Source organism: Amycolatopsis antarctica (assembly GCF_002262875.1).
Lineage (GTDB): Bacteria > Actinomycetota > Actinomycetes > Mycobacteriales > Pseudonocardiaceae > Amycolatopsis > Amycolatopsis antarctica.
Genome location: NZ_NKYE01000015.1, coordinates 81623 through 103894, shown reverse-complemented (window position 1 = coordinate 103894; position 22272 = coordinate 81623). Strand labels below are relative to the sequence as shown.

24 protein-coding genes are annotated in these 22272 nt (G+C 70.4%); 13 read left to right on the top strand and 11 right to left on the bottom strand.

Going from position 1 to position 22272, the window contains the following annotated elements:
* Positions 1-18: 18 nt before the first annotated feature.
* Both CFN78_RS21910 and CFN78_RS21905 read right to left on the bottom strand, forming a co-directional pair.
* Positions 19-450 (bottom strand): Fur family transcriptional regulator, encoded by a 432-nt coding sequence (locus tag CFN78_RS21910; protein ID WP_094864737.1) that lies wholly within the window; start codon positions 448-450, stop codon positions 19-21.
* Between the two features lie 125 nt (positions 451-575).
* Complete coding sequence (locus tag CFN78_RS21905) at positions 576-1232, bottom strand: TetR/AcrR family transcriptional regulator (protein WP_094864810.1); 657 nt, start codon at positions 1230-1232, stop codon at positions 576-578.
* 146 nt (positions 1233-1378) lie between these two features.
* Here CFN78_RS21905 and CFN78_RS21900 point away from each other — a divergent pair, with 146 nt between their 5' ends.
* From CFN78_RS21900 to CFN78_RS21890, 3 genes are all read left to right on the top strand, one after another.
* Entirely contained in the window at positions 1379-1729 is a 351-nt protein-coding gene (locus tag CFN78_RS21900; RefSeq protein WP_094864736.1) for a hypothetical protein, read from the top strand.
* A 20-nt stretch (positions 1730-1749) separates the two neighbouring features.
* Positions 1750-2274 (top strand): hypothetical protein, encoded by a 525-nt coding sequence (locus tag CFN78_RS29590; protein ID WP_205660607.1) that lies wholly within the window; start codon positions 1750-1752, stop codon positions 2272-2274.
* Positions 2275-2475: 201 nt separating this feature from the next.
* Complete coding sequence (locus tag CFN78_RS21890) at positions 2476-2844, top strand: hypothetical protein (RefSeq protein ID WP_094864735.1); 369 nt, start codon at positions 2476-2478, stop codon at positions 2842-2844.
* A 110-nt stretch (positions 2845-2954) separates the two neighbouring features.
* On the opposite strand, the gene CFN78_RS21885 is transcribed toward CFN78_RS21890, so the two are convergent.
* From CFN78_RS21885 to CFN78_RS21875, 3 genes are all read right to left on the bottom strand, one after another.
* Positions 2955-3311 (bottom strand): PRC-barrel domain-containing protein, encoded by a 357-nt coding sequence (locus CFN78_RS21885; protein ID WP_094864734.1) that lies wholly within the window; start codon positions 3309-3311, stop codon positions 2955-2957.
* A 161-nt stretch (positions 3312-3472) separates the two neighbouring features.
* Positions 3473-4276, bottom strand: a complete 804-nt coding sequence (locus tag CFN78_RS21880) for a helix-turn-helix domain-containing protein (protein ID WP_094864809.1) — start codon at positions 4274-4276, stop codon at positions 3473-3475.
* Positions 4277-4454: 178 nt separating this feature from the next.
* On the bottom strand, positions 4455-5384 hold the full coding sequence (locus CFN78_RS21875) for a LysR family transcriptional regulator (RefSeq protein WP_094864808.1): 930 nt from the start codon (positions 5382-5384) through the stop codon (positions 4455-4457).
* A 150-nt stretch (positions 5385-5534) separates the two neighbouring features.
* Between CFN78_RS21875 and solA the strand changes: the two genes are divergently transcribed.
* The 4 genes from solA to CFN78_RS21855 all read left to right on the top strand — a co-directional run bounded on the left by solA (position 5535) and on the right by CFN78_RS21855 (position 10522).
* Entirely contained in the window at positions 5535-6719 is a 1185-nt protein-coding gene (gene solA / locus CFN78_RS21870; RefSeq protein ID WP_094864733.1) for an N-methyl-L-tryptophan oxidase, read from the top strand.
* A gap of 31 nt (positions 6720-6750) precedes the next feature.
* Complete coding sequence (locus CFN78_RS21865) at positions 6751-8064, top strand: aromatic ring-hydroxylating oxygenase subunit alpha (protein ID WP_094864732.1); 1314 nt, start codon at positions 6751-6753, stop codon at positions 8062-8064.
* A complete protein-coding gene (locus CFN78_RS21860; protein WP_094864731.1) occupies positions 8061-9521 on the top strand; it encodes an aldehyde dehydrogenase family protein in 1461 nt (486 codons plus the stop codon). The genes CFN78_RS21865 and CFN78_RS21860 overlap by 4 nt, the downstream gene beginning before the upstream one ends.
* A gap of 62 nt (positions 9522-9583) precedes the next feature.
* Complete coding sequence (locus tag CFN78_RS21855) at positions 9584-10522, top strand: PDR/VanB family oxidoreductase (RefSeq protein ID WP_094864730.1); 939 nt, start codon at positions 9584-9586, stop codon at positions 10520-10522.
* Positions 10523-10686: 164 nt separating this feature from the next.
* Here CFN78_RS21855 and CFN78_RS21850 read toward each other — a convergent pair whose 3' ends face one another.
* The 3 genes from CFN78_RS21850 to CFN78_RS21840 form a co-directional block, all read right to left on the bottom strand.
* The gene (locus tag CFN78_RS21850; RefSeq protein WP_094864729.1) at positions 10687-11235 is read right to left on the bottom strand and encodes a DUF4232 domain-containing protein; all 549 of its coding nucleotides are present in this window, start codon (positions 11233-11235) and stop codon (positions 10687-10689) included.
* A gap of 904 nt (positions 11236-12139) precedes the next feature.
* Positions 12140-12475, bottom strand: coding sequence for a hypothetical protein (locus CFN78_RS21845; RefSeq protein WP_133116419.1), 336 nt, complete (start codon positions 12473-12475; stop codon positions 12140-12142).
* 278 nt (positions 12476-12753) lie between these two features.
* On the bottom strand, positions 12754-13293 hold the full coding sequence (locus tag CFN78_RS21840) for a hypothetical protein (RefSeq protein ID WP_133116418.1): 540 nt from the start codon (positions 13291-13293) through the stop codon (positions 12754-12756).
* A gap of 286 nt (positions 13294-13579) precedes the next feature.
* Here CFN78_RS21840 and CFN78_RS21835 point away from each other — a divergent pair, with 286 nt between their 5' ends.
* Positions 13580-14335: a helix-turn-helix domain-containing protein gene (locus tag CFN78_RS21835; protein WP_094864807.1), complete on the top strand. Its 756-nt coding sequence runs from the start codon at positions 13580-13582 to the stop codon at positions 14333-14335.
* The gene (locus tag CFN78_RS21830) at positions 14332-14985 is read left to right on the top strand and encodes a GOLPH3/VPS74 family protein (RefSeq protein WP_094864726.1); all 654 of its coding nucleotides are present in this window, start codon (positions 14332-14334) and stop codon (positions 14983-14985) included. The genes CFN78_RS21835 and CFN78_RS21830 overlap by 4 nt, the downstream gene beginning before the upstream one ends.
* Positions 14986-15131: 146 nt before the next feature.
* Here the strand turns inward: CFN78_RS21830 and CFN78_RS21825 are convergent, their stop codons facing one another.
* Positions 15132-15983: a phosphotransferase family protein gene (locus tag CFN78_RS21825; RefSeq protein WP_094864806.1), complete on the bottom strand. Its 852-nt coding sequence runs from the start codon at positions 15981-15983 to the stop codon at positions 15132-15134.
* Between the two features lie 242 nt (positions 15984-16225).
* Here CFN78_RS21825 and CFN78_RS21820 point away from each other — a divergent pair, with 242 nt between their 5' ends.
* Positions 16226-17050 (top strand): alpha/beta hydrolase family protein, encoded by an 825-nt coding sequence (locus tag CFN78_RS21820; RefSeq protein ID WP_094864725.1) that lies wholly within the window; start codon positions 16226-16228, stop codon positions 17048-17050.
* A 485-nt stretch (positions 17051-17535) separates the two neighbouring features.
* Here the strand turns inward: CFN78_RS21820 and CFN78_RS21815 are convergent, their stop codons facing one another.
* The gene (locus CFN78_RS21815) at positions 17536-18483 is read right to left on the bottom strand and encodes a DMT family transporter (RefSeq protein ID WP_094864724.1); all 948 of its coding nucleotides are present in this window, start codon (positions 18481-18483) and stop codon (positions 17536-17538) included.
* Between the two features lie 39 nt (positions 18484-18522).
* Between CFN78_RS21815 and CFN78_RS21810 the strand changes: the two genes are divergently transcribed.
* The gene (locus CFN78_RS21810; protein WP_094864723.1) at positions 18523-19023 is read left to right on the top strand and encodes a MarR family winged helix-turn-helix transcriptional regulator; all 501 of its coding nucleotides are present in this window, start codon (positions 18523-18525) and stop codon (positions 19021-19023) included.
* Positions 19024-19048: 25 nt separating this feature from the next.
* Here the strand turns inward: CFN78_RS21810 and CFN78_RS21805 are convergent, their stop codons facing one another.
* A complete protein-coding gene (locus CFN78_RS21805) occupies positions 19049-20017 on the bottom strand; it encodes a methyltransferase (RefSeq protein ID WP_094864805.1) in 969 nt (322 codons plus the stop codon).
* 285 nt (positions 20018-20302) lie between these two features.
* Between CFN78_RS21805 and CFN78_RS21800 the strand changes: the two genes are divergently transcribed.
* Complete coding sequence (locus CFN78_RS21800) at positions 20303-21526, top strand: MFS transporter (RefSeq protein WP_094864722.1); 1224 nt, start codon at positions 20303-20305, stop codon at positions 21524-21526.
* Positions 21513-22253 carry a MerR family transcriptional regulator gene (locus CFN78_RS21795; protein ID WP_094864721.1) on the top strand — a complete coding sequence of 247 codons (741 nt, stop codon included), beginning with the start codon at positions 21513-21515 and terminating at the stop codon, positions 22251-22253. Before CFN78_RS21800 ends, CFN78_RS21795 begins: the two co-directional genes overlap by 14 nt.
* Positions 22254-22272 lie beyond the last annotated feature (19 nt).

Sequence of the window (22272 nt, the reverse complement as noted above, 5' to 3'; positions counted from 1 at the left end):
GGGATCGGAACGGTGTGCTCAGGATTCGAGCGTGGTGGAGCAGTCGGGGCACCGGCCCCAGAAGACGACCTCGGCCTCGTCGATCGCGAAACCATGATCATCGGACGCAGTCAAACAGGGCGCGGGACCGACGGCGCAATCGACGTCGGCGATGACGCCGCACGACCGGCACACGACGTGGTGGTGGTTGTCCCCCACCCGCGCCTCATACCGTGCCGCCGAGCCCGAGGGCTCGATGCGCCGCACCAGGCCCGCGCCGGTCAACGCGCGCAGCACGTCGTAGACGGCCTGGTGGGACACTGTGCCGAGATCCTCGCGCACGACACCGATGATCGAGTCGGTGTCGGCGTGCGGGTGGCCGTGCACCGCGGAGAGAACCGCCACCCGGGGGCGCGTCACCCGCAGGGCGACCCCGCGCAGCATGCGCTCGAAGTCCGTGGGCGTGGGCACGCGGCGCAGTCTCGCAGGTTTTCTGGAGTCAATCAAGAATCCGGACGCTTCCTCGCGCGCCGTCACCCGCACCGTCCACTGTGGACCGAGCTGTCGCGGACCCGGCCTCGACTACGGGCCGGCCCTCAGTCCGCCGTCCGGCCGGTCAGGTCGTCCACCTCGGCCGCGAAGAGCAGCGCCGGATCGAATTCCATCCCGGTGAAGTGTCCCGCGAGTTCCAGGGACAGGGCCCCGTGCAGCCGGATCCAGAACGCCAGCGCCGTGCGCAGGGCCGCGGACGAGGCCGGATGCTCGCCCACCCATCGCCGATGCTCTTCGAGGTGCTCGACGAAGGGTGTGACCGGACCGTCCGAGGGCAGCGCGGCACAGGCGTCGAGCAGGGTGGCCAGGATCTGGCCCGCGATCGCGGTGACGTCCTGCGGCGCGTGGTAACCGGGAATGGGCGTGCCGTAGACGAGAAGGTATCGATGAGGGTCGTCCAGGGCCCACCTTCGCAGGGTCCCCGCCAGCGCCACGAGGTCGGCACCGCGTCCGGCCGCCGCCTCGAAGGCGTCGGCGAGGCTTCGGTAGGCGTCCCTGATGAGTTCGGTGATGAGGTCGTCCCTGCCGCTGAAGTACCGGTACAGGGACGGGCCGCTCATGCCCATCCGTTTGGCGATCGCGTTCAGCGAGAGCGCGGACGCTCCCGCCGTGGCGATCTGCTCCCAGGCGTGGCCCTTGATCTCCGAACGCACCTGTATCCGGTAACGCTCGCGCGGGGTCGTCGTCTCGGACTCTGCCACGGCCACCTCCTGACATCTCCGCCCGGCTGCTTACCGGCCGGAAGCTATCACGTAACCCTGGAACTGCTTTCCACAGTTATATAGTCTAACTTTCCCAACACGCACTCGCTTCCCGTGTGTCCACCTACCTCGAAGGGGTCACCATCATGACCATCACGTCCGACGCACTGGCTCACTCGCGAGGAAGCGTTCCGCTGCCGGTGACCATCGCCGCGTGGGCGGTCCCCATCATGGTTCTCGGCCAGTTCGCGATGCTGGCGATCATCCCGGTGGCGATCGCGCTGGCCGGTGCCGTCCTCCGCACCCGCGATCGGCTCGTTCGCGCGGCGGCCGTTCTGCTCGCCGTCACGTACGCGATCCCGCTCCTGGCGTGGCTCACCCGTGCCGACGGTGCACCGAGCCTGTCCAAGGACATCCATCCCGCGTTCGTCGTGCTGATCACCGGCGTGTCCGCCGTGCTGCTTCTCGCCGTCCACCGCCGAGACCGTCAGCGCTGAGGACGAGGGGGCGTACCGCCATGCCGATCGGATCGACCACCCGTCCGGCCGTACCGAGCCGAAGAGCCGACCTGCTCGGCCGCGGCCTGATGACCCTCGCCGCCGCCAGCACGCTGCTCGCGTTCGCCGACGGAGTCACCGCGATGCCCGGCACGTCCGACGAACGTCTTCTCGTCGAGGGCTGGCGGACCTTCGGCTACACCGTCTTCGCGGGCCTGTGGGCCATCCTCGCCGCCTGGCCACGCCGGGCGCCGGGTATCTGGGAACTTCTGCTCGTCCACAAGGCGGCGGTCTGCGTGCTCGCGTTCACGCTCGGCGACGCTCCCGGCGCCCGGACGACCGCGTGGATCGACCTCATCCTGGTGGCGGCGACCGGACTCGCCTACGTGCTCTGCCGCGGCTGGCATCCATGGCGGGGACACGCCGTGCGGAGAACGGGGGCGTGCCGGCGTGGCCGGACCCGTCGAGTAACGCCGCACCGGACGAGCCCTGCCGGGCACCACCCGGCACAGCGCGGTCCGCCCGTCACGAGCGCGGCCCGATGACAGCGGGCAGGCCGGGACATCCGTGACTCCGCGACGCCGGCCCCGACATCCCGGCCTTTCGGACGACAGGCACGCTCGGAATCGGCCTTTCGGCCGAGGTGCGGGGCACCGTCGTCGGCGATCGTCACTGTCGCCGGCCGCGTCCCCCCGGCGCGGCACACCTCATCGTGCCACCGGAATGCCCGCAGAAGGAGTTCAGCGATGCCCGCCCACCACCACCTCCGGACAGCGGTACTCGCCGCCACCGTCACCGCCGCGACGGCATCGCTGAGCGGCTGCGGCCTGTTTGGATCCAGTTGGGACGTCCGAATGGAGGTGCAGGGGCCCGGGCAGGCCACCGTCTCGTCGAGGTTCGCCGGTGACGACGGCAGCGTCGCGCCCCCGTCGGCAATGGAGCGACTGCCGTGGCAGCGCACGGCGAACGTGGGCTTCGGCTTCAACGACCTGGACGTCACCGGTGCAGCCCCCGGGACGGTGTGCCGGATCATCGTGGACGGCGAGACCTACCATGAGCAGAACGTCGACGGCGAGGGCAACGCCTCCTGCCGGGCCAACCTGCAGAACGACTGAACCGGCGGCGCGCGCCCGTCCCGCCGGGCGACCGGAACCGGCCGAAGCGTCCATTGTGTACGGACGTCATGTCCACTGTGCACGGACGCACGCGCCGGCACGGTGCGCGCTTATCGCCGGGCCAGTCGGCGTTCCCCGCTCACTCCGGGGTGATACACCAGTCCGTAGTGGTCGAAGATCGCCGCCTCCTCGGTAGCGAGGAGTTCGCCGTCGGTGTCCATCGCGGGCGAGTCCTTCGCCTGGCTCTTGCCGACCGGCACCCGCACCTGCTTCGGGCTCACCGTCGCGCCGTCCAGCGGCACGAACACGAGGCGATGCCGTCCGATGATGCCGATTTTCACCGTGGCGAACGCGGGACGGTCGCTCGCGGTGTCGAAGTAGATGGAGTCCATCTCACCGATCTTGTCCCCATCGGCGTCGACCACCGTCAGGCCGCACCAGTCCGAGATGTTCTCTGCCACAAACATGGTGACTCCACTCCTGATGGAAGAAATCCGTGACCACATGATCGGGCACCGGCGGTTCCGGCGCAGCGTCGAGGTCGTTCCGGCACTCCCGCCGGGACAAGGTGAGCCGACCGCCCGGTAGCCGGGCACCTCCCATGGATCGGGCGGCGTCGCCCGAGAGGTCAGGCCACCGGTTCCTGGGACTCCGGCCGCGGTGTCTCGGCCGGTGCCGGATCGGTGGCCGGCTTGTCGGGCGGCGAGGCCTTGAGCAACGGCCCCATGAGTCCGAGGACCTTGACCTGACCGGCGTTGTAGAGGTCCCGGATGGCCGTGTTCATCGTGTTGTTGGCGAAGCGCGTTCCGCGGGGCGCGTCGGCGCTCGCGGTCCGCAGGCCCGGGTGGTCGGCGAACATCGCGCGGACGTACGGGGCCAGCCGCTCGGCGAGGTCCTGGCAGGTCTCGTCGTCCGCGTCCTCGGGCAGGTTCTCGAACGCTGCGTACACCGGATTGGCGAGACCGTCGCGCAGCAGGTCCGCGTGGGCCTGCAGGCCCTCCGGGCCCAGAACCCGGGTCAGCACCACCATGAAGGACCGGTCGGCCTCGGTCATGTCGGTTTCCACGGTGGCCGAGGTCAGCTCCAGTTCGGCCGGCAGGTCGGTCGGCGTGCCCTGTCGCAGGATCGATGCCAGCTCCACTCGTGCCTGCTGCAGCCGCTCGATCGTCTCGGCGAGTTCGGCGTCGAGTGTGCGCAGAGCTTCGTGCGGGTGCTCGTCGTCGTCGCCCATCTCGGCGATCTGCGAGAGGGAGAGTCCGAGGTCGGTCAGCCGCTTGACCCGCAGCAGCCGAAGCAGGTGCGCCACGCCGTAGCGCTTGTAGCCGTTGGAGCCGCGCTCGGGCTCGGCGAGCAGACCGACCTCGTGGTAGTGCCGCACCGCCCGCACGCTCGTGCCCGCGAGCTCGGCGATTTCGCGAGTGCTCCACGCCATGACGTCCACTCCTCCGATATCCAGTTCACCGCTACCCAGTTCACCGCAACCGGCCCCCGCCCGGCAACCCGGCCGGACCGGTCAGGGACAAACGTATCGACTTTCTGAACGTTTCGTTGGCAGGTAACCGATCGTGCTCGTGGCGCCACCCGGCGCCGAAAGTCCACATCGGACATGCTCAGCCGGGTCCGGCCAGGGTCATCGACAGAGAGGCGCATGCCTGCCGCAGCGCGTCGAGACCGGCGGCGATCGTGGGCTGCTCCTGCGAGCCCGCCCTGACCGCGGCGATGACCCGGCGGATCGGCACCGGGGGGACACCGACCGCGATCCGCCGGGTGTCGTGGCGGTGGGGCAGCTCGGCCAGGCGTGGCACCAGAGCGACCCCGAAACCGCGCGAGACGAGGGCGGCACCGGTGTCCCACTCATCGGCGTAGTGCGCGACGTCCGGCGCGAATCCCGCGCTGGTGCAGGCAAGCATGACGAGCTGGTGGTATGCGTGGCCGGGATTGCTGCAGATCCACGGGTCGGCGGCGAGGTCGCTCAGAGCGACGTCGTCGCGGCCGACCAGCGGGTGCTCCGGCCCGACGAGCACGTCCAGCGGCTCGTCGTAGAGGGCCCGCTGGTCGAAGGCGGCGTCGGTCACCGGCGGGATGTCCGGGGTCGCGACGACCACGGCGATGTCGGCGTCGCCCGCGGCCAGCAGGTCGAAGGAACGGGCCGGCTCGGTCTCCAGCAACTGTAGCTCCAGGCCCGGCCGCTCGCGCCGCAGCCGTTCGAGTGCCTGGGGCACGACGGCGGCGGCCGCCGTGGAGAACCCGCAGAACCGCAGTCGCCCACCCACATCGCCCGCGCGGTGCGCGGCCAGGTCGGCCTTCGCGCGTTCCCACTGCGCGGTGAGCGTCTCGCCGTGGGCGAGCAGGGTGCGCGCCGCGGGGGTGAGCCGCACCCCACGGCCCTGCTGCTCCATTAGCACGAGGCCGAGCTCGCGGCCGAACGCCTGCATCTGATGCGAGGCCGCGGCCGTGGTCATCCGGCACACCTCGGCGGCCGCGGTCACCGTCCCGTGCCGGGCGATGGCCCGGAGCACCTTCAGCCGACGATCGATCATGTACGGAATGTACAAGATCACACGCCTTTTTCTTCGATAGACGCGAACAGTTCATGGCGCTGACACTTTCCTCAGCACCGTGACGCGGATCACCGCGACGCGGCCCCACCACCGAGCCGGGGCCAACTCCGGCACCAGCGGGAGTCCGAAGTGGACAGTTATCGTGTGATCGTCATCGGTTGTGGCGGGCTGGGCTCGTCCGCGCTGTACCGGCTCGCGTCCGAACTGGGGCCGGGCGTACTGGGAATCGAGCAGTTCGAGCTGGGGCACCACCGCGGCGCCTCACAGGACCACTCCCGGATCATCCGGCTTGCCCAGCACGAACCGCACTACGCGGCGCTCGCCGCGCCCGCGTACAAAGCCTGGGACGAGGTCGAGGCCGAATCCGGTCAGCAGATCGTCACCCGTACCGGCGGGCTGGTCGTCGAGGACCGGGTCGCGCGCCGCGGCGCCGCCACCGGCAGCCGCAACATCGAGGGCTACACCGACATGTTCGACCAGTACGGGGTGGCCTACGAGCGTCTCGACGCCGACGAACTCGTCGCGCGGTGGCCGCAGTTCCGCGTCGACGGCGGGGAACAGGCGCTGTACCAGGCCGAGTCGGGCATCGTGGACGCCGCGCGGGCGAACGCCGTGCACATCGCACTCGCCCGCGCGCACGGTGCGGAGATCGTCGCCGGCACCCCCGTGCGCGCGATACGACCCGACGGCGAGGGGGTCGCCGTGGTCACCGACACCCGCACCTTCCGTGCCGACCGGGTGGTCGTGGCCAGCGATGCCTGGACCAACCGCGTGCTCGCCGGAACGGGGGTCACGCTGCCGCTGTCCGTGCTGCAGGAGCAGGTGACCTACTACTCCACCCCGCACCTGGCCGAGTTCGCCCCGTCCCGCTTCCCGATCTTCATGTGGCACGGCACGCACAACTTCTACGGTTTCCCGGTCTACGGCGAGGTCGCCACGAAGCTCGGGCAGCACATGGGCGGGCACGAGACCACCGCCGAGGAGCGCACCTTCGAACCGGACCCGGTGCGACGCGAACGGTACGCCGCGTTCGTCGACCGGCACCTGCCACGGTTCGGCGGGCCCGAGCTCTACTCCAAGACCTGCCTGTACACCGTGCCGCCGGACCAGAACTTCATCCTCGACACCCTGCCCGAGCATCCGCAGATCGTCGTCGCGAACGGGGCCGGGCACGCCTTCAAGTTCGCCGCGCTCATCGGGCGGTTGCTCGCCGATCTGGCCCTCGAACGCAGGCCATCCCAGCCCATCGACGCCTTCACGATCACCCGCCCGGCACTGACCGACCCGTCCTTCCCGCGCAGCTTCCACGTCTGACCAATCACCTCCCGGAAGGAGACCGCTCGCGATGACCACGGAGTTCACCACGGCCGCCATCGACCCGCAGACCGCACTGCCCGCTCGGCCGCTCGATCCGGCGCGGTTCACCGAGGAGGCCTCGTACCGGCAGACCCGCCTCCCGGTGGAGCTGGCCTCCACGCTGCTGCCGGACGCCTACAGCTCCCCCGCCTTCTTCGCCCTCGAACAGGAGAAGGTGTTCACCACCGGCTGGGTCGCGGTCGGGTTCGCCAACGACGTCGACCGCCCCGGCGCCTGCGTCGTCGTCGAGGTGGCCGGCCGGTCGATCATCGTGACCCGGGACCGGCAGGGCGGGCTGCGCGGGTTCCACAACCTCTGCCGGCACCGCGCCACGAAACTGCTGGACGCCACCGCCCGGCAGGTCGGGCACCGAGGGCGCATCCGCTGCCCGTACCACAACTGGACCTACGACACCGACGGAACGTGCCTGGGCACGCCCTTGTTCGAGGACTCCGACGTTCCCGCGGGCCAGGAGGCGATCTTCGACACCTCGGTGGCCAAGGGCTTCGACCGCGCCGACTACGGCCTGCTCACGGTCGCCGTCGACACCTGGGGATTCCTGCTGTTCGTCAACCTCGACGCCGATCCCGCCCCACTGTCCGACCAGCTCGGCGACCTGCCGCGGCGATTCGCCGACTACCGGCTCGACCAGTGGACGCCGCGGCGCCGCCGCACCTACGACGTCGCCGCGAACTACAAGCTCATCGGCGAGAACTTCATGGAGTACTACCACCTGCCCTGGGTTCATCCGGAGCTGAACCAGGTCTCCCGCTTCTCCGATCACTACCGCTGGCAGGGGCCCGGAATGTACACGGGGATGTGCACGACGCCGGTGTCGCGCAACTCCGACTCCGGTGGCTGGGACGGCCTGTCCCCGCTGAGTTCGCTCGGCGCCCAGGACGCGGACAGCGGACGGTTCGTGTGGCTGTTCCCGAGCTGCGCGCTGGTGGTGCTGCCCAACCACGCATTCGTACTGCTCAACCGCCCGGTCGCGGCGAACCGGACGGTCGAGACCGCCGTGCTGCTCACCCATCCCGAGTCGGCCGACGACGAGCGTGCCGAGGCCGACCTCGACCAGCTCGAGCAGTTCTGGGACATCGTCAACCGCCAGGACGTCGAGATCGTCGAGCGGGTACAGGAGGGGATCGAGAATCCCGCCTACCGGGGCGGCCGGATGTGCTTCCGTTTCGAGGAACCGCTGCACCGCTTCCAGAACATGGTCATCGACAGGATGGTCGGCCTCGACCGGGTGCCCGACGGCGACGAGGACACCATGACGCGCATGTTCCCGGACCCGGCATGAGCGCGCCCAGGACGGCCCCGGTCACGGCGGAGCCCCGGCACTACGTCGACGGAACGTGGACCCCGCCTCGAGAGGAGGGCACCCTCCCGGTCGAGGATCCCTCCACGGCCACGACGATCGGCCGGATCGCGCGCGGTGGCGCGGCCGATGTCGACGACGCCGTGCGCGCGGCCCGCGCCTGCGCCCGCCGGATCCGCGAGGCCACACCCGCCGACCGGGGACGGGCACTGCGGGCACTCGCCCGTGCCCTCGACGAGCGCCGGGAGGAGTTCGCCCGCCTGGAGACCCTCGACACCGGCAAACCGTTGTCGCTGGCCCGTTCCGAGATCGGCGGGTGCGTCGGCTACCTGGACTACTACGCGGGCGCGGCCGACAAGCTGCACGGCGAGACGATCCCGATCGGGCCGGGCTCGCTCGCGTACACCGTGCGCGAGCCGGTCGGGGTCACCGCGCACATCGTCCCGTGGAACGCACCTCTGTCGATGCTGTGCCGGGGCCTCGCCCCGGCGCTGGCCGCGGGAAACACCGCGGTCGTCAAGCCCGCCGAGCAGACCGCGCTGACCGCGTTGCGGTTCGCCGAACTCGTCGAGACGGCCGGCTACCCGTCCGGCACGTACAACGTCGTGACCGGGCTCGGAGCCGAGGCGGGGCACGCGCTCGCCGCGCATCCCGGCATCGGCTCGCTGACCTTCACCGGCTCAGTCGCCACCGGGCGGGCGGTGCTGCGCGCCGCGGCCGAGCACATCACCCCGGTGGTGACCGAACTCGGCGGTAAGTCCCCGCAGATCGTGTTCGCCGACGCCGACCTCGACGAGGTCGCCGCGCAGGTCGTCACCGGCTTCACCGCCAACACCGGCCAGTACTGCGACGCGGGGTCGCGGCTGCTCGTCGAGCGCTCCGTCCACGACGAGCTGGTCGACCGGATCACGGCCCGCACCGCGGAGCTCACCATCGGGCCGGGCGCGGACGATCCCGACCTGGGCCCGCTCGTTTCCGCCGAGCACCATCGCCGGGTCGCCGGCTACATCGAACTGGGCAGGGCGGAGGGGGCGACCGTCGCCGGGGAACCGGGACCGGTTCCCGGTCGCGGTCACTTCCTCGCGCCCGTCACGTTCACCGGCGTCGCCCCCGGGATGCGCATCGCCCGGGAGGAGATCTTCGGGCCGGTGCTGACGGTGCTGCCGTTCGACGACGAGGACCACGCCGCCGGCCTGGCGGACGCCACCGATTACGGCCTCGGCGTCGGCATCCACACCCGCGACATCGACCGCGCGCTGCGGGTGGCGGGCCGGGTCGACGCCGGCTACATCATGATCAACGAGTACTTCGGCGGTGGAACGGCGGTCCCCTTCGGCGGCACCAAGCTCAGTGGCACCGGCCGGGAACGGGGACTGGTCGCCCTCGAGGGCTACGTCAGCCTCCGAACCGTCGTCGCCCGTGTCGGCCCCGCACGCTGACCACCGCGACAGCGTCCGGCGCGCCCGCCGTCCGTATCCCGAGGAGTTTAAGGAGGTCCGCGATGCAGATGATCGTCCACGAACGCCGCGACGAGGCCGACGGCGTCCTGTCCCTGTCCCTGGTGCCCGCCGGCGGCGGCGAACTGCCGCGCTGGACCCCGGGCGCGCACGTCGACGTAGTGCTCGGCAACGGCATCACCCGGCAGTACTCGCTGTGCTCCGACCCGGCCGACCGGTATCGGTGGCGCATCGGCGTGCTGCGGGAGCCGCGCGGTCGCGGGGGTTCGGAGTACGTGTTCGACAAGGTCCACAGCGGCGACATCGTCGAGGTCGGCGCACCCCGCAACCACTTCGAGCTCGCCCGGGCGGATCGCTACGTCTTCGTCGCCGGCGGTATCGGCATCACCCCGATCCTGCCGATGATCACCCACGCCGAGCGCGAAGGCGCGCAGTGGACGCTGCTCTACGGTGGCCGCACGCGAACCTCGATGGCGTTCACCGAGGAACTGGCCCACCACGGTGACCGGGTGACGATCGCACCCCAGGACGAGTCCGGCCTGCTCGACCTGGCCGGCCTCCTCGGCACTGCGGCTCCGGGCACGCTGGTCTACGCCTGCGGCCCCGAGCCACTGCTGGGCGCCGTCGCCGACCGGATGCGGGGCTGGCAGCCAGGCGCCCTGCGCGTCGAGCGCTTCGCGCCCCTGGCCGTCGAACCGGCCGGGGCGGAGGAGGCCTTCGAGGTCGAGTTCCACGCCAGCGGCATCACTGCCGTCGTACCGCCCGGGGCGAGCATTCTCTCCGTGGCGGAGGACGCGGGAATCATCGCCGACTGGTCGTGCAGGGAGGGCACCTGCGGATCCTGCGAGGCTCCGCTGCTCGCGGGGCGTGCCGAACATCGCGACTCGCTGCTGTCCGAGGAGGAGCGGGAACGTCAGGACGCGATGATGATCTGCGTGTCGCGCGCCGAACGTGGCTGTTCCAGGCTGCGGCTCGACCTGTGAGCGGCGGCGGGCGCGGTGTGGACACCGCCCGGTCTCCCGCCGGTAGACCGGGCACCGGTTTCATTCGTCCACTGTAGACAGACGTGCCGGGGTGAGGGCCGGGATCCTCGGCAGGGGCCCGGGTGCGGACCGGATCCGGCCCGCACCCGGCAGTGACCACAGGGTCAGGAGATGCCCTGCACGTAGGAACCAGGGCTGGTCGCACCGTCCTGGCGCAACACCGGCAGGTCCTCGGACCACTCGAGGATCAACGGAGCGGTCTGGCCCGGAGGCGTGGCCTCGATGGTCTCCGGCGTCCAGGCGTCGTCCTCGCCCTCCTCGGAGGTCAGCACGGTCACCTGGGCGACCTCCTCTGCCTGGCCGGGGACGAGGGCGAGGAACTCGCCGGGCTGCCCGCCGTTCGTCAACCGGTAGCGGTCGCCGTAGGGCGCCTGTTCGGGGCCCACCAGATCGACGGCGGGAAGGCCGGCCACCCCGCAGCTACGATCGGAGATGTTCTTGAAGCTGAGCATCAGCTCGTACTGGGCGTCCGAACCCTCGCTCTGCTCCGGTTCGCTGGCGGACAGCTTGAGTTGCTCGGAGGTGCACGGCGGGACCTCACCGGGACCGCTCGTCTCCATCGGAGAAGCCGAGGCGGTGGTGACCCCCATGACGAGAGCACCTGCCGCCGCGACGGATCCGATGGTCACACGCTTCACGAGATCCTGATTCATGAATTCTCCTCTTGTCTCTCAGGCCTTTCCTGCCGTCGCCGGAATGCTGTTACCCCACTCCGGACAGGTCAAACCGAGCGAAGTCGATCACTCCACAGTGGCAGGTGGGCGAGGTGTGCATTGGCTCCGCGCGGCGAATCGACCCCGGGAGACGCCTGCTCACGGCGGTGTGCCGAGTGTCTGCGGGCGTGATCACAGATACCGGACCGGCCAGTGACACACACATCCACGTTGTGGTTACACGCGCCGGTATCGCCCCTCTTTGTGACGCCGAAGTTCGCACAGGGAGGTGAAAGGCGGCGTGGACAGGACGACGCCGGGACACCGGCGGCCGGGACCCGACCGGGCGACGTGAGTCCACTCTTTCGATCCACCATGGCGGCGTCGCTCGACCAAGATCCACGCCCGGGAGGGCCGGCGGGTACCGCCAGGCCCGAATGCCCGGGCGTACCGCGCGGGAGTTCCCCACGGCCTCGACTGCCCGAACGTCACCAAGCGCCGGCACCTGCGCCACGGAGGTCGGCGCCGCCGGGCAGGAAGTCCATTGTGGATGGTCAAGACTCCGAGATCGGAGATTCGCGTGGCGGGCTCGACCTCGGCGGGTCAGGTGAGACGCTCGGTGGTGCGGCGGAACGCTGGAAACACCACCAGCCGAGCCAGCCCCGGTGACGGCGTGCCCGATTCCACGCAGCACCACCCAGCCCGCCGCCAGGCGTGCTCACCACCGTGCCACGCGTTCCCGGTCGATCAGGAATCCGCCGGCCGAACACGGCGTACGGCGCGATAATCGATTCCCACGAATCGCGTCGATGTGGACGATGAGAGAAAGCGACAAATTCGAGAGCGCCGCGAGATCCGTGGAAACTCGCGACGCCTCACCTTCAGTACCGATCAGATCGGATACTCAATACCGAACCCACAATTCGACCCTGCGCTGCACACTGTTCCTGCACTGGTAGCGGCCCGGATAGAACCGCTGACCCTCGAGCTTGCACAAGGCAGCAGCCGAGGTCGGGTACCACTTGTGGTACACCCAGGTCGCCTGGGTGGTGACCGGACTCGGCGCGTTGACGGTCGCCGGACCCGCCGCGACGGCGGCACCCGGAACGGAAACGGCGATACCGAGGGCCGCGACCGCGACACCGGAACGGATCATCATTTTACGAAGCACGCGAGCTCCTTTGTCGGGAATAAAACGAGGTGTGCGCTGCAGAAAGAAGCTAGCAAGATTCATCGTCAACCCACCGAACGTAGGTACTTCTGCCATCAGATTTGACCGGATTCGCCCGAGCCGGACAGAGCGGAGATTTTCGGGCGAACAAGGTCTCCGGATCGGAGCGGTACCGGGACGACGAATGAGGCGACCGAGGTGCATGTCCGCCCGGGCACGCCCGGTGTATCGGTGAGCCAGCATCCGCGGCACTTCCGTCCGCACCGTTTCGGCGGAGGGCGGGGAGGGATCCGCCTGCGCGGGCCGCGGCGGGGCCTCGGATCAGGTCTGTGCGACCGGGGCCGCCGTCACCGGCCCGTCCCGGCGACGGGCACGGTCCGCTCGTCGGCCGGATGCCAGAACCGTCCGCACTCGCTGGTGATCTTGAGTTCCGTGGCGAGCCCGGGCGCGGCTGGCCAGATCCGCAGCAGGCACCGGCCGACGCCCTGCCCGTCGCCGGTTCCCGAGTCCATGTCGCGGAGGTGGTACCGCAGCCGGTAACTGCCCGGCCCTCCGGGCATCGGCGGCAGCGCCAGCACATGGCGACTCGCCCAGTCGACGACGGTCAACCGCCCCCGCGGCGATTCGTAGCTCGTCTCCACGACGTCCTCGTACTCGTCGAGAGCGTCGTCCGGGCACGCGGTGGCGATCTCGACGGTGACGTGCATCCGGCCGATCCGCGCGCCGGTCGTGCACCAGATCTGCCCCGGCGAAGCGTCGAGCAGGCCGGTTTTCGCCGGGCTACGGGAGTTCGCCAGCCGGCCGGATTCGATGAGGTGGAACCGCGCGAACCTGATACCGACCACGCCGTGGACCGGCCGGGTCTCCCCCTCTTCAGCATGGAACACGCGATCGGACTATAGGGCTCCCAGGCCTGCCGGGAACGCGGCACGCATCGGAGGCGCCCCTTCGGGCAGATGCGCTGGCTCTGCGGGAAGCCACCGGCACGGGCGGTTACGAGGACGGGTCGAGTCCATGGCGGACGGTGATCGTCGCGGTGCCGCGCAACTGTGATCCACACCATTCATCCGGATCGGGGCTCCGGCTTGACCTTGCCGCGACGGCAGGGTTTCTACTGCGGTCGTCGGCACGGCCGTGCCGTTCACACCCGACGTCCGAAGCGAGGTGCCGCACGTGGCCTGGAGTACGCGTGAGATCGCCGAGCTCGCAGGCACGAGTCTGCGAGCCGTACGCCACTACCACGAGATCGGCCTGGTCGCCGAGCCCGAACGGCGTGCCAACGGCTACAAGCAGTACGGCGTCGCCCACCTGGTGCGGCTGTTGCGCATCAAACGGCTCACCGATCTCGGGTTCTCGCTGACTCAGATCGCGGCCATGGGCGAGGCCGACGACCACCCCGAGGAGGCGCTGCGAACCCTCGATGCCGAGCTCTCGGCCACCATCGAACGGCTGCAGAGGGCCCGCGTCGAACTCGGTCTCATCCTGCGCCAGTCCGTACCGACGGACCTGCCGCCCGACCTGGCCCCGGTGGCCGCGGAGGGTCAGATGTCCGAGGCCGACCGCTCCCTCGTTGTCGTCCTGTCCCGTGTGCTCGGGCCACAGGGGCTGCAGTCCTATGCCGACATGCTGCAGAACCTTCCCCAGGATCCGGTGGCAGCCGAGTTCGACAGTCTGCCCGCCGACACCGGCGAGACGGTCCGCCAGGATCTCGCCGAGCGCCTTGTCCCCTACTTCCGCGCGCTCCACTCCGAGAACCCGACGCTGCGCGATGCCGGCGCCGATGCCCCGCATGGGGCGAACTTCGCCCAGGACACGGTCGACAAGGCACTCAACGACGTCTACAACCCGGCGCAACTCGACGTCATGCGCCGTTTGCGGCCACTGCTGCGCGAGGCGAAACACGCCGGCGAGGTGCGGGGGGTCTCGTGAAACCGTCGCTGGCGCGCCGGATGTACCTGCTCTGCTGGGACAAGGACAAGCACCGGCTCGAGACCAACAGTTCCCTTGTTCACGGTCCGCTGCTGCGCGCCGCCGCGGTGGCGGACCTGACCATCGACGGCCTGCTCCGCGACCGGGGCGGCAAGGCCGAACGTGTCGGTGGCGCAGCCAGCCCGCCGGACGACGACTTCCTCTCGAAGGTGCTCGACGATGTTCCGCCGGACCGTCCGCGACGCTGGTTCACCGTGGTGGACCGGGACTGGCACACCGCGGAGCGGTCGGTCCGCGACGGGCTCGCCGCCACCGGCGACATCGAGATCAGCCGCCGCCGGGCGCTGGGGCTGTTCCCGGTCCGCCGGGTCGCCGTGTCCGACCACGAAGGACTGGCGACGTTGCGCGATCGGGTACGGAGCACGGTGCTCGATGGTCACGCCCCGGCCGACGTCGCGATCGAGGACGCGACGCTCGCCGCGTTCGCCATCGACGGCGACGTCCGTATCGTGTTCACCCCTGCCGAACGGCGCGCGCACAAGACCTCGTGCCGGGCGGTCACCGACCACGTCGATACGGTGCTCCCCGGAATCCGGAAAGCGCTGGTGTGGTCCATCGTGGCGCGCCGGACACCGCCGAGCAGCTCCTGAACCGGTCACCCGGAGCGGCATCGGGCAACACGCTTACACGTCCACTATCAACGTCCATAAAGGACGTCCACAAGGGACGATCGAGACTCCGGACGTGCCATCCCGTCCGGGCATGGCCGTCTGCGCCTCGGCCCCGATCCCGATGGTCAGTTCCAGTAGTCGGTCACCGCGTCGGCGATCATCCGGTGCCCCTGTCGTTCGAACCGCTCATCGCCCACCTGGTGGGCCCACACCGCGGTGGCGACCGCTTCCCGGAACCGGTTGCGCCGCCAGGCCGCGGACTCCCGGGGATCGTGCCCGTAGCCGTCCAGGAACGCGGCTTCGAGCGCAGGCCCGTTCCGGAACTGCTGAGCGGCGAGCCGTGCGAGATCGGTCAGCGCCGGGCGCGGGGCGGCGCGGCCGAAGTCGATGACGGCCACGACGCCCTCATGCACGAGCCAGTTCCGCGGCTGCCAGTCCCCGTGCGTCGGCACCAGCGTCACCACCGGGGCAGGCCAGGACTCCATCTCCGCGCGCAGCCGCCGCACGACCTCGGGCGTGATGCGGTGCGGCCGCGCCAGCCAGCTCAGCGCCTTGTCCCTCGCCTCGGCTTCGAACCGCTCGTCCTCGACCGACGACTGACCGTGCAGAACCGCGAGGAGTTCACCGGCCTGCCGGTAGATCTCGGGATCACGCTCCTCGTCACGGCCCTGCACCAGCTCGCCCGGCAGGTGACGAGTGACCAGCAGCTTGGCCTCCTCGTCGGCGTACTCGAGAACGGGTGCGCGTCCGCGCGAGGTCCACGGGGCGAGCCAGTCGCGGTGCGCCCGCGACTCCCGGGCCAGGTGGTGGTCCTGCTCGTCCCCGGCCTTGACGATGTACCGGCGCCCATGGTGGACCAGTTCCAGCACCGTGGTCCCGACCAGCCCCCAGCTGTGGTCCCGGACGATCTTCGCACCGGGCAGCCATCCATCCAGCAGGTCCCGTTGCCGCGTGCTGAGCGTATGTCCCGGCCCCATCGCGCGATGGTAGGCCGCCACACAGCAGGCAGCGAACCCGACGGTGGGACTCATCCCGGCGCGACCGGTGTGGTGCGCGTCATCGGAGTCCGGCACGAGGTGCTTGCCGGGCACGCAGGGAGTTGCGCCTGCCGGTAGGGCACAACGTCCTTCCCCGGCCGCGTTTCCGCCGTCCGCGAAAGGGAACCTCGTCCCCCGTCTCGCCGCCTACGGTGTCGAGACGCGCATCGAGGGAGACAGCCGTGCAGACGATCACCGGTACCGCGGCGGGAGTGCCGTTCACCGCGCTCCCACCCGAAGGAAGCGCCGACGGCTCCGCGCCGTTGATCGTGACCTGGCACATGCTGGACGCGCCCCGTACGGACGCGGCGTTCGCGGCCGCGCTGCCGCTGACCGGCGTGCCCGCCTGGCGGGTCCACCTCGGTATGCCCATGTGCGGCGACCGGATGGTCGACGGCAGGGTCGACGCCGTCGTCGACCTCGTCCGAGAGGACGCGCTGGCGGCATTTCTGGTCCCGTTCACCCGGCAGGCCGCCGAGGAGTTCCCGGCCGCGCTCGCCGCGCTGCGCGACCGGCTTCCGGTCGACGAGGAGCCGATCGGTGTTCTCGGCGCCTCGCTCGGCGGAGCCGTGGCGCTGCAGGTACTGGCGACCTCGGACATCCCGATCAGCGCGGTCGCCCTGGTCAACCCGGCCGTGCGGATACGGTCCGCGGTCGGGCTCGCCGAATCCCTCGCCGGACACGCCTACCGGTGGACCGCGGAGTCCCGCAGGCTGGCCGATGAACTGGACTTCGTCGCCAGGGCGGCGAATTTCCCCGCGCAGCCCCCACTGCTGCTCGTCAGCGGGGAACAGGATCATCCGGACCTGCGCGCGGACGCCGCCGCGATGGTCGATGTGCTGCGCGAGCGGCATGCGCACCCGAACCTGATCGAACTGAGCACCGTGCCGGGCCTGGCGCACGCACTGGCCGATGAACCCGGCCTGGAACCAGCCCCGCAATCGCCCGCTGCCAGGGCGGTGGACGAGATCCTCACGCGCTGGTTCCGCCGGCGGTTCACGGGTTGATCGCTGCCGCCGAAGACCGCAGCGGCGAATCGGCAGCGCCCGGCGACGGTCGGACCGGGAACTCCGCCGGCCACCTGCCACCCATGGGACAACATGGACCACCGCTGCCCACCGGTCGTCGACCACTCGATCTCGACGCACGGTTTCCCTTGGGGCACACCGGTTTCGAGTGAGAAATTCCACACACACCTGACCCGCGCCGTGCGAGGTCCCCGAACAGCTGTACTCCAGGTGCTGATACACCCGGTTCACCTCGGTCAGATCGAGATGCGGTCCGGTCATGACGAAATGACCCACACTCGGCAGCGTCCGCGGAGCGTTCGCCTGGCACCCAGCCGGTGGCGGTTATGGAACGCATCGGACGTGCGCACCCGGCACACGAGGATTCCGGATCCCTTGCCGTGCACGATGTTCCGGCAGCACTGCCGACCGGCGTCCGGACACTCGCGCCGAGCCTGACCGGACATCGCACATCGGCCACGGCGCTAGGAACCCGGCTCCGCCGACCGCACGGATGGACGCGACACCGGACAGGACGCACTGTCCCCGGCCGGCTCCCGCGAGGCTCGAGGGCGTCGCGTCCACCGGCCCGCGGACGAGCGGCCGAGAAGGATTCCCGCCAGCACGAGGAGGATTCCCACTATCTGCCTGCCGCCGAGGCTCTCCCCGGCCAGCGCGGTGCCCAGCAGCACGCCGGCGACCGGGTTGAGCAAGCCGACGAGACCCACGGTGCCGGCCGTGAGATTCCGCAGGCCGGAGAACCAGGCGGCGAAGGCGATCGCGGTCGCGACCACGCTCACGTAGGCGAACCCGGCGACCGCCGCCCCGTCCAGAGCAGGCGGCGCGCCTTCGACCACGACGGCGACCGGCACCAGGACCAGCCCCCCGGCGACGAGCTGCCAGGAGGTCGAGGCCAGCACCGGCACCTGGCCACCCCACTTCTTGGCCAGGACGTAACCGAAGGACGACATCACCATCGCGGCGACGGAGGCGAGCACGCCCCGGAGGTCGGCGGGCCCGGCCCCGCCGAGAAACATCGTGCCCACTCCGGCGATGCCGAGCCCGACCCCGAGCACGGGCAGGACACCCGGGCGCTCGGACAGCAGCGCCCAGGCGATCAGCACCATCGCCGCCGGGGAGGTCGCCATGATCACGGTCGCGGTGCTCGTGGGCAGCAACTGAGCGGCCAGATAGACCAGCGCGAAGAACGCGCTCATGTTCAGCACGCCCAGCACGATCGACCGCCACCACCACGAACCCCGCGGCCGCGTCCGGCACACCAGCAGGAGCAGCAGGCCGGCGGGCAGCGCGCGGATCGCTGCCCCGTACAGCGGACTGCCGGCGGGCAGGAACTCACGTGTCACGTAGTAGGTGCTGCCCCATGCCACCGGAGCGATCGCCGTCACCAGCACCCAACGCCAGGTACCTTCCATGGAAGGAACTATACCTTCCTTGGAAGCTATAGTGAAGGAATGGACGCACGCCTCGATCACGTGGCCCGGATTCAGGCCGAATGGGCGCGGGAACGCCCGGATGTCGACGTCTCACCCCAGGGCGTCCTCGGGCGGCTGCACCGGCTCGCCGCCCATCTGACCGAGGAACTGTGCGTCGTCTACCGCAGACACGGACTGAGCGAGGGCGAGTTCGACGTCCTCGCCGCGCTGCGCCGCGCGGGCGAGCCCTTCGAGCGCGCGCCCGGAGAACTCGCCCGGTTCACCATGGTCACCACCGGCGCCATGACGAAACGCGTCGACCGCCTGGAGAACGCGGGCCTCGTCGCCCGTCGCCGCACCGCGGACGACGGACGGGGCCGCGTCATCGCCCTCACCCCGGCGGGCCGGGCCCTCATCGACCGGGCGTTCACCGAGCACATGCGCAATGAACGGCGGCTGCTGGACGCCCTCAGCGCCGAGGAGGCCGAACTGTTCGAAAACCTGCTGACATCCTGGCTCGCCCGCGTCGAACCGGCCTGACGCCCGCGTCCGGAATCGGTACGGGTCAGCCGGAGCCGGCGAGGCGGAAGTCCAGCAGACACCGCTGGTCGGTCAGTTCGGTCACGCCGTCCAGGACCAGACCGTGGTCCGCGGCGAGGGAACGGAACTCCTCGACGCGGCGTTCACGGCCGCCGAAGATCGCCAGCATCGCGAGGTCCATCCCGGTGTCGGCCCGGCGATCGCCGACCGGCTCGACGACCAGGACACGACCGGCCGGATGGGCGGCCTCGGCACACCGCGCCAGGATGCGGCGAGCGTGCTCGTCGTCCCAGTCGTGCAGGATGTCGCACAACAGGTAGGCGCTCGCCCCGGCCGGCAGCGGGTCGAAGAAGCTGCCCTCGGTGACCTCGGTCCGAGCGCCGAGCCGGTGCGCGGCGAAGGTGCGCCGGGCCGCGGCCGCGGTGGGTGGAAGGTCGACCAGGTGACCGTGGATCTGCCCGTACGCGGCCAGGATCGCGGCCAGCACGGTGCCGTTTCCCCCGCCCACGTCGACGATGCTGGGGAAACGTGCCCAGTCGTGACCGGCGACGATCCGCGGGAGCTGTTCCCGGAAGCGGTCGGTCATCTGCTGGTCGAAGGATTCACGAAGATGGGGCTGTGCGGTGAGATCCGCCCAGAAGTCCCGGCCGTAGCGGCGCGGGTATCCGGCGTCGCCGGTGGTGATGCTGTGCAGGAGTTCGACGAAGGCCAGTTCGGCCCGGCCACCCGCCATCTCCAGATGCAGGAAGTTGGTCAGGCCGTTGCCGGTACCGGTGCGGAGCGTCGCTCCGAAGGCGGTGGCCCGGTAACCGCCTGCTGTCCGCTCGACGATCCCGAGCGTCGCCAGGTGAGCCAGCAACAGCTCCAGCGCGACCGGCGAGACCTCCAGTTCGGTCGCGAGCCGCTCGGTACTCGCGCCGTCGCCGAGCAGCCGGTCCGGCAGGCCCAGAGTCACCGCGACCCGCAGGGCCATCGGTGTGGCCAGCCCGGCCATGTCCCGGATCGCGGCGATGTCGTCATGATGGTTCACGACGATCAATGCTGGCACACTCGTCAACCGGATTCTGCGGTGGACAGTGGCGGGCCGGTGGTCGCACCGTCTGCCCACTGTCCATTCAGAACACTGTCCGGCCGGAGTGCCGTCGGCTCCGCGCACCGCTGGGCACCGGCCCTGCAGCAGAGCGGGCACCGGAGGCGGTGGCACCGGCGCCACACTCCGCACGCCGAGCCGTCCGTGCGGGCTTGACCCCGACGCGACGTCGGGGCTTTGACTGTCCATATGCCACCGGTCGCCATCGCCTACCTCTGCTCGCATTTCCTGAGCCTGCTCGGCAACGGGATCGTCGCGGTGGCGTTGCCGCTGATCGTCCTGCAGACCACCGGCAGTCCGCTCAGCGTGAGTGCGGTGTCCGCCGCGACCGCGGTACCGGCGCTGCTGGCCGGCCTGTTCGCGGGCGTGGTGCTCGACCGGGTCAACCGTCGTACCTGCTCGGTACTCGCCGACATCGTCTCGGCCGGGGCGGTCGCGGCGATCCCGGCGGCCGAACTGTTGTGGGGCCTGAACCTGTGGTGGTTCGTCGCGCTCGCGGTCGTGGGCTCGCTCGGCGATGTGCCGGGGATGACCGCGCGCGAGGTGCTGGTCCCGGCCGTGGCCAGGCACGCCGGTGTGCCGCTGGAACGGCTGGTCGGTGTCCGTCAGTCGATGACCTCGATGGCACTGGTGATCGGACCCGCGGCCGCGGGCACCCTGCTGGTGGCGTTCGAGGGAAGTACCGTCCTGCTCATCACCGCCATCACCTCGGCGGCGGCAGCGGTCCTCACCCTGGCCGTTCCGCACAGCTTCGGCCACACCGACCTCGACCCCGGCCACCGCGGCTCCTCGGTGTGGGCCCAACTCGGGGCGGGGGTGGCGGTGCTGCGCCGCAGCAGGCTGCTGGCAGGCACGGTGACCTTGACCGTCGGCGGAGCGGTGGTTCTCGGCGGCATGCAGGGCCTGGTGCTGCCGCTGTACTTCAGCGTCGTCTCCCGCCCGGACCTGCTGGGCTTCGTCCTGACCGCGCTCGCCGCCGGAATGCTGGCCGGGGCCGGCGTGTTCGCCGCCATCGGCGCCAGAATGTCGCGCGGGTTCTGGATGGGCACCGCACTGATCGGAACGACGGCCGGATTCGTGCTGATCGCGACACTGAGTTCACCGGCGGTGGTGTTCGCCGGCGCGGCTCTGGTCGGTGTGGCCAACGCCATGCTGGGGGCCGTGGTGGGGGTGTTGCAGGCCGAGCGGATCCCGGACGCGGTCCGTGGCCGGGTACTCGGCCTGCAGAACGCGATCCTGCAGGTCGCCGCCCCGATCGGCATCGGCCTCGCCGGGGTCGTCGCCGAGGCCGGTTCGCCGCTCGCGGCCGGGCTCGCCGTCACCGCCGTGTGGCCCGTCCTCACCGTCGTGGTCGTCATGTCCCGTGCCCTTACCGGACTGGAACCGAAGGAGAAAGTCCTTGCGCAGCAGTGAACTCGCCGCACTCGCCGGTGTCACCGTCCGCGCTCTGCGGCACTACCACCAGATCGGGCTCCTCGACGAGCCCGGACGCTCGGTCAACGGGTACCGGGACTACGACGTGCGTCACCTGGTCCGGATCCTGCGTATCGCCCGCCTGACGGGACTCGGTGTGCCACTCGCGGGGCTTCCGGCCGTGCTCGACGACCCCGGGGCGGCCGAGGCGGTGCTCGACGAACTGGACCAGCGGGCCGCCGCCGAGATCGAACTCCTCACCGACCGGCGAGCGGTGATCGCCGGGCTCCGCAGCCAGGGCGGGATGCCCGATCTGCCGCCGGAGCTGGCGAGCTACGGACCTACCCTCAACGCCGCCGCGGACATAGCCCCGGATCTGGCCCGCTTCGAACGCGACCAGATCGTCCTGCTCGCGCATCTGATCGGAAAGAGCGCGACCGCGGACCTGGCCTGCGCCCTGGCCGAACTCGCCGTGCTCACCCCGGCGATCACGGCACTGCTCCGCCGCTTCGCCGCACTCGGGCCGGACACGCCGGGCGAGGCGACCGACCAGTTGGCGGAGGAGCTCGCGGCGCACTACCGGCCAATGCTCGAGCACGTTCCGGACGTCGAGATCGGTGCCGAGGTCCCCTGCCTGCTCGGCGAGCACACCGAGTACATCCTCAACGAGCAGCAGCGCAGGGCGAGCCGGATCTTCCAGGAACGAGTCGAACGTGCGGGAAGGTAGCCACCCGGCCGGGAGCACC

Excerpts from the sequence above, each read along its gene's own strand:
- CFN78_RS21815 (WP_094864724.1), bottom strand. The coding sequence starts at position 18,483 with ATGGAAGGTACCTGGCGTTGGGTGCTGGTGACGGCGATCGCTCCGGTG.
- CFN78_RS21850 (WP_094864729.1), bottom strand. The coding sequence starts at position 11,235 with ATGAATCAGGATCTCGTGAAGCGTGTGACCATCGGATCCGTCGCGGCG.
- CFN78_RS21805 (WP_094864805.1), bottom strand. The coding sequence starts at position 20,017 with ATGGCCGGGCTGGCCACACCGATGGCCCTGCGGGTCGCGGTGACTCTG.
- CFN78_RS21810 (WP_094864723.1), top strand. The coding sequence starts at position 18,523 with ATGGACGCACGCCTCGATCACGTGGCCCGGATTCAGGCCGAATGGGCG.
- CFN78_RS21885 (WP_094864734.1), bottom strand. The coding sequence starts at position 3,311 with ATGTTTGTGGCAGAGAACATCTCGGACTGGTGCGGCCTGACGGTGGTC.
- CFN78_RS21865 (WP_094864732.1), top strand. The coding sequence starts at position 6,751 with ATGACCACGGAGTTCACCACGGCCGCCATCGACCCGCAGACCGCACTG.
- CFN78_RS21800 (WP_094864722.1), top strand. The coding sequence starts at position 20,303 with ATGCCACCGGTCGCCATCGCCTACCTCTGCTCGCATTTCCTGAGCCTG.
- CFN78_RS21860 (WP_094864731.1), top strand. The coding sequence starts at position 8,061 with ATGAGCGCGCCCAGGACGGCCCCGGTCACGGCGGAGCCCCGGCACTAC.
- CFN78_RS21880 (WP_094864809.1), bottom strand. The coding sequence starts at position 4,276 with ATGGCGTGGAGCACTCGCGAAATCGCCGAGCTCGCGGGCACGAGCGTG.
- CFN78_RS21900 (WP_094864736.1), top strand. The coding sequence starts at position 1,379 with ATGACCATCACGTCCGACGCACTGGCTCACTCGCGAGGAAGCGTTCCG.
- CFN78_RS21855 (WP_094864730.1), top strand. The coding sequence starts at position 9,584 with ATGCAGATGATCGTCCACGAACGCCGCGACGAGGCCGACGGCGTCCTG.
- CFN78_RS21875 (WP_094864808.1), bottom strand. The coding sequence starts at position 5,384 with ATGATCGATCGTCGGCTGAAGGTGCTCCGGGCCATCGCCCGGCACGGG.
- CFN78_RS21825 (WP_094864806.1), bottom strand. The coding sequence starts at position 15,983 with ATGGGGCCGGGACATACGCTCAGCACGCGGCAACGGGACCTGCTGGAT.
- CFN78_RS21890 (WP_094864735.1), top strand. The coding sequence starts at position 2,476 with ATGCCCGCCCACCACCACCTCCGGACAGCGGTACTCGCCGCCACCGTC.
- CFN78_RS29590 (WP_205660607.1), top strand. The coding sequence starts at position 1,750 with ATGCCGATCGGATCGACCACCCGTCCGGCCGTACCGAGCCGAAGAGCC.